We start from the raw sequence: 4,415 nt of genomic DNA, 5'->3' as shown, positions 1-4,415 counted from the left end.
ATAACAAATTGTATTGAGCATTTTCTTTCTCAAACCAAATAACGTGAGCGGAAGCCGGTTGAATAAAGCATGGCAGAATAGCTGCCGCTATGAGCAGACCCGGAATTTTTTTGAGCAGCATTTAATTTTCCTGAAAGTTGTATTTGGTCTTGATACTTAATTACGTAATCAGAAAACCAGTTTTTTTAATAGTGTACAATCCCCCCGTCAGGGATAAAATTTAAATATTTATAATTTTTTAAGGTTTCCTAAATAGTCAAAATAAATTGAAAATTATTTATTTGGAGAATAACTATCTTTAGATAGAGATTAAGGCTAAAATAATGAATATTAAATGTATTTTTCAACTACAAACTTTATTTATAGGTTTCCTAAGCAACTGAGTTCACTCAAATATTGTTTACTAAGGTTAATAGCTTTGAAAACGTACTTAGCGTAGGTATAGTCCACATTTCTACATACTTCGATTCCCTTCCCTACGATACGCGACGCGTAGCTTACTTCCCCGTTCGCGTAGCGTCCCGTAGGGAAGGGGTACGGCTACGCTCAGGGTAAGCCGCTCAGTACAAGAAGCTCAGTTACCGTCGTAAGCATTTCACAAGCTCATCAATGATTGCAATTGTGTGTCTGAACTATCTTCCAATTCTTGAAGAATTGGGATAGTTGATCTTCTAACGCTTCAGCAGTGTGAATAAGATTAGACTCTTAAGCTGTTTTTAGCTTCATGGCAAGGCCATCTGCCAGCCAAAAAACTAAATGGCTGAAATTCTTCACTTTATATTTGACGATTTTGAACTATGAGTCATACTAAAAAAAGACTCATGATTCTAGCAATCGCCAACTATATTTCCAAGCAGCCATTTGGCTAAGGAGATAGTTGAAACTGGGTTGACATTATTAGTGAAAACTTATTAGTAGGGAGGTAAAGTAATGAATCAGTCTCATGAGGAAGACAAAAATAAATTCCTTTACCCTCGTGGTCGCTACTATGGACAAGTTAAACCAGAAAACTTAGTTTTCAATGCTAATTTGCAAGAATTTGCTCAAAAAGTTGGCATGATCACCAGTTTAGAAAGCAATGGTAAGCTTGGCCCAGAAGATGCTTATCAGCAAATTAAGGGACTTTGGAAACAGTTAAAGCACAGTAAGAAGGAACTGGGAATTGGTGAGGAGCCATCGGCAACAGCCTGAAGTTATTCTAACTTTGGGGTAATCACCTCAAACTCATTGCGTCTGAGTGATACTAAAATATTTTCCTCATCTGAATCTACTTTAATAAGCCAGCGTATGCTTGATTGACCATCTGAGTCTGGTTCTCGACCACAAACAACCCCAACTTTTCCAGTTACATAGAAAGGACGTAGAATCAAAACTGTGTCTCCTACTTCAGGAGGGTCTGGGGTCTGCAATAGCGCTCCTAAAGGTGTTAGCTCTGAAAAATGGACTTATACAAGTGAAAGCTCTGTTGTATAACCTTATCTTAATCAAGGCTTAATTCCTAGCTAATCTTTCTGTTGATGCTTGTGATGGAATGCTTTGAGGCTAGAGCAGCACTTCACAAGGGGATGCACGTTAACATTAAAAATCAAATTCTCTAACTATCATCAGATAACGCGCAGTAAGACAATGCCTTACTACACCCGTGAATTAGATGGCATAATCACCACAGCCAAAGCGCTGTTTGAATCGATTGACCTGGAAAACTGATTGCCAGCTTGAGGCGATGGCGCAGCGTTAAAGGGGCGAATGGGAAGAATTGTTCCCAAAATATGACTAGAACAATGATTCAGCAATCAAATTTTTTCTTTCAAATCACACTCGTGCCAATCCGATCTTTCACAGAAGATACTGGATTCATGCTTTCTAGCTTCACCACAATCCGGGCAACCGATCCTGAAGCCTGGGGAATTTTGTTTAATTGAACTAAAGGAGTTCGTCCGATTAACTCTGTGATATCTTTCGCTATCCGCATTATGAGTACTCCATCGTGTCTAAATATAGTACATTGGGCTTTGCTGTGCGCGAGTTTCTCTTTCCTGGCACAAGTCTTGGAGTGTATAGCGACCCAAAACTTCAATTGAGGCAGCGTTAGCTTGCTCCCAAACTTCATAAACCAGAGTCTTTTCTAGAGTCGGAGAGTCAGAAGTATCTTTGTCTTTCCGCTCGCCTTCAACAAAAGTGACAATTTCCAGCACTGTAATCTGCCAAGGTTCACGAGCTAAAACAAAACCTCCTTTAGAGCCGCGTTGACTCTGTACCACACCAGCCCGCCGGAGGTTGGTCAAAATTTGTTCCAAGTAGCGTTCAGGTATGCGTTGTTTGGCAATGATCTCGCTCATGGTTAGAGGAAGTTTTTTTCCGTGGTGGCTTGCCAGTTCTAAAAGCGCCAGCAGCGCGTATTCCACTTTGGAAGACAGATCCAAGAGAGCGTAGTTTTGGCTATTCAAGACTGTACTCAACATACTACGGTGAATTGGAGGACTTATCGCAGTTAATGCGAAATTAATTTTTCTTAAAGTGTGGAATGTCAAAGCATCCTACTTAGTAGCCATAAAAACACTAGATTCTATCGGCTTACCGTAGTTTATTATCTTACACAATTCCCATAGAGGAATTATTTTTAATGGTTTGAAATCAGGTGAAGCTAGTATTATCGCCACTCACTATCTTTTCTGGAAGCTAATGTCTAACTAAAATGCTAGTCATAGTTTTGAAACTTACACTGGCAATAATGAAACATGGGCTGAAGCCACCTTCCATCCTTCGGTAAACCTATACCAAATCTGGCTTTGTCGCCCGAAACGCTCTACACCATTAATATTGCGGCGAAACTCTAAAGTCACTGTTGCTGCATCTTTCCCAAAGGTTACAACCTTGAGATTCGAGATTTCTCGCTCTATTTTTGGGTTTGGTCGATTCTGGCGAAAGTTACGAATTTCATCGCTGCCATAGAGGTTTTCTGTGATGCCAAACCGTACTACTTCGGGCGCATTCCAAAACAAGCTGTCCATCACCTCCAAATTGTTATTAGAAAGGGCTTCTTCATACTTGAGGTACAAATCTGTTACTTCAGCTAAAACAGTAGGGTCATTTATAGTAGTCATTGTTGTTACCAATTTTGGGTGTTATGGCTGATTATGCAGTCTTTCTAATAGTCAGAGCTATTTTTCTTTTAAGCTCCTTCAATACGTAAATTCAGACGAACCAGATCGCGAAAGGTGGAGATTTGCTGCATAAAGAAAATTGAGCCTGCAATACAAATACTTGCACCAAGGATGACAGTATTGCTACTACCAACTTTGCTTGCTAGTGCGCCAGCTATTAAGTTACCTATGGGTACTGCGCCTGTAGATGCCATAACGTAAAGACCTGTAATTTGTCCGCGATTTTCATCGCTCACTAACAACTGAAGCAAAGTACGTCCGGCAATGATCTGCAAAATAAAGCCAAAACCAGCCGCTAATAATGAAAGCAGTGAAAGCCAGAACACACGGGATAGGGCAAAGACAATTAAGCTTACTCCCATAAAACCTATTCCCAATGCTAGAACTTTACCCGATTCCAATACATTGCTATGCTTCGTTAAATACATACATCACCTCTGAGTAGTTCCCAGTTCTTAACCGTGAATAAAAAAGTAGACAGTCATAGTAAAGGCAACAATCATGACAAATTTCCGAATTAAGTGGGGTTCAAGTTTACGAGCATAATGGGCGCTTAAGTAACCACCAAGAGAACCACCAATTGCCATCAAAATAGCTTGATGCCAAGCAATCACACCTGCAAAAATAAATGGAATGATCGCAATACCATTGATACAACTCCCTAAAAATGTCTTGAAAGCATTCATTTTGTGAATACTTTTGATACCTAAAAATGTCAGAGTTGCTAGCATTAAAATCCCTAAACCTGCGCCAAAGAAACCGCCATAGATTGCGATCGCTAGTTGAGCCAGTACCAAATTAAACAATGGTACAGATTCCGGTGAGGTGTTCTGGTTTTGACGCTGCAACCACTTTTTGAACGGTTCGCCAAAGGTAAACACAACTGTTGCTAGCAGTAATAGATACGGAATCAGCTTTTTAAAGACATCTGGCGATGTATACAACAAAGCTATGGAGCCAATCATGCCACCAACTAAACTGACGCCACATAAAAGTAAAAAATCTCGCCGCTCGATGCCCAAATCTTGACGATATGCTCCAGCGCTGGCTAGGGAAGCCACCCAAATTGCTGTATTATTGGTGGCGTTAGCTGCGATCGGGGCGACACCTGTAAAGATAAGAGTGGCGTTGTTGCGTGAATAAGGAAAATGGTAAATTTTACCTATCGCCTATATTCTCTTGCCGCCTAGCCCAACGATGAAGACGAAAGCCCAGTATAAAGTTCGGAATTGGAACGCTTATGATGCAGCA

The 4,415-nt window shown here is 40.5% G+C and carries 7 protein-coding genes and 1 pseudogene; 2 read left to right on the top strand and 6 right to left on the bottom strand.

Annotated features, from left to right (window positions below):
• Nucleotides 1–930 precede the first annotated feature (930 nt).
• Nucleotides 931–1,191 (top strand): hypothetical protein, encoded by a 261-nt coding sequence (locus tag H6G96_RS40265; protein ID WP_190920200.1) that lies wholly within the window; start codon nucleotides 931–933, stop codon nucleotides 1,189–1,191.
• 2 nt (nucleotides 1,192–1,193) lie between these two features.
• On the opposite strand, the gene H6G96_RS40260 is transcribed toward H6G96_RS40265, so the two are convergent.
• Nucleotides 1,194–1,409, bottom strand: a complete 216-nt coding sequence (locus H6G96_RS40260; RefSeq protein WP_190920198.1) for a hypothetical protein — start codon at nucleotides 1,407–1,409, stop codon at nucleotides 1,194–1,196.
• A 127-nt stretch (nucleotides 1,410–1,536) separates the two neighbouring features.
• Between H6G96_RS40260 and H6G96_RS40255 the strand changes: the two genes are divergently transcribed.
• Nucleotides 1,537–1,707 carry a hypothetical protein gene (locus H6G96_RS40255; RefSeq protein WP_190920195.1) on the top strand — a complete coding sequence of 57 codons (171 nt, stop codon included), beginning with the start codon at nucleotides 1,537–1,539 and terminating at the stop codon, nucleotides 1,705–1,707.
• A 103-nt stretch (nucleotides 1,708–1,810) separates the two neighbouring features.
• On the opposite strand, the pseudogene H6G96_RS40250 reads toward H6G96_RS40255, so the two are convergent.
• The 5 genes and pseudogenes from H6G96_RS40250 to H6G96_RS40230 all read right to left on the bottom strand — a co-directional run.
• A pseudogene (locus H6G96_RS40250) lies at nucleotides 1,811–1,972 on the bottom strand (pyridoxal-phosphate dependent enzyme); the annotation flags it as partial.
• 19 nt (nucleotides 1,973–1,991) lie between these two features.
• Entirely contained in the window at nucleotides 1,992–2,462 is a 471-nt protein-coding gene (locus H6G96_RS40245) for an Rrf2 family transcriptional regulator (RefSeq protein WP_190920193.1), read from the bottom strand.
• A gap of 255 nt (nucleotides 2,463–2,717) precedes the next feature.
• On the bottom strand, nucleotides 2,718–3,104 hold the full coding sequence (gene hpxZ, locus H6G96_RS40240) for an oxalurate catabolism protein HpxZ (protein ID WP_190920191.1): 387 nt from the start codon (nucleotides 3,102–3,104) through the stop codon (nucleotides 2,718–2,720).
• Between the two features lie 68 nt (nucleotides 3,105–3,172).
• A complete protein-coding gene (locus H6G96_RS40235; RefSeq protein WP_190920189.1) occupies nucleotides 3,173–3,592 on the bottom strand; it encodes an MFS transporter in 420 nt (139 codons plus the stop codon).
• Nucleotides 3,593–3,619: 27 nt separating this feature from the next.
• Nucleotides 3,620–4,282 (bottom strand): sulfite exporter TauE/SafE family protein, encoded by a 663-nt coding sequence (locus H6G96_RS40230; RefSeq protein WP_347242360.1) that lies wholly within the window; start codon nucleotides 4,280–4,282, stop codon nucleotides 3,620–3,622.
• Nucleotides 4,283–4,415 lie beyond the last annotated feature (133 nt).

Source organism: Nostoc sp. FACHB-892 (assembly GCF_014698795.1).
Classification (GTDB): domain Bacteria; phylum Cyanobacteriota; class Cyanobacteriia; order Cyanobacteriales; family Nostocaceae; genus Nostoc.
Note: the sequence above shows the minus strand (reverse complement) of the source record. Positions and strands in the feature narration are given on the sequence as shown.

Coding starts and splice junctions, on each gene's coding strand:
- H6G96_RS40265 (WP_190920200.1), top strand. CDS start 931: ATGAATCAGTCTCATGAGGAAGACAAAAATAAATTCCTTTACCCTCGT.
- H6G96_RS40235 (WP_190920189.1), bottom strand. CDS start 3,592: ATGTATTTAACGAAGCATAGCAATGTATTGGAATCGGGTAAAGTTCTA.
- H6G96_RS40245 (WP_190920193.1), bottom strand. CDS start 2,462: ATGTTGAGTACAGTCTTGAATAGCCAAAACTACGCTCTCTTGGATCTG.
- hpxZ (WP_190920191.1), bottom strand. CDS start 3,104: ATGACTACTATAAATGACCCTACTGTTTTAGCTGAAGTAACAGATTTG.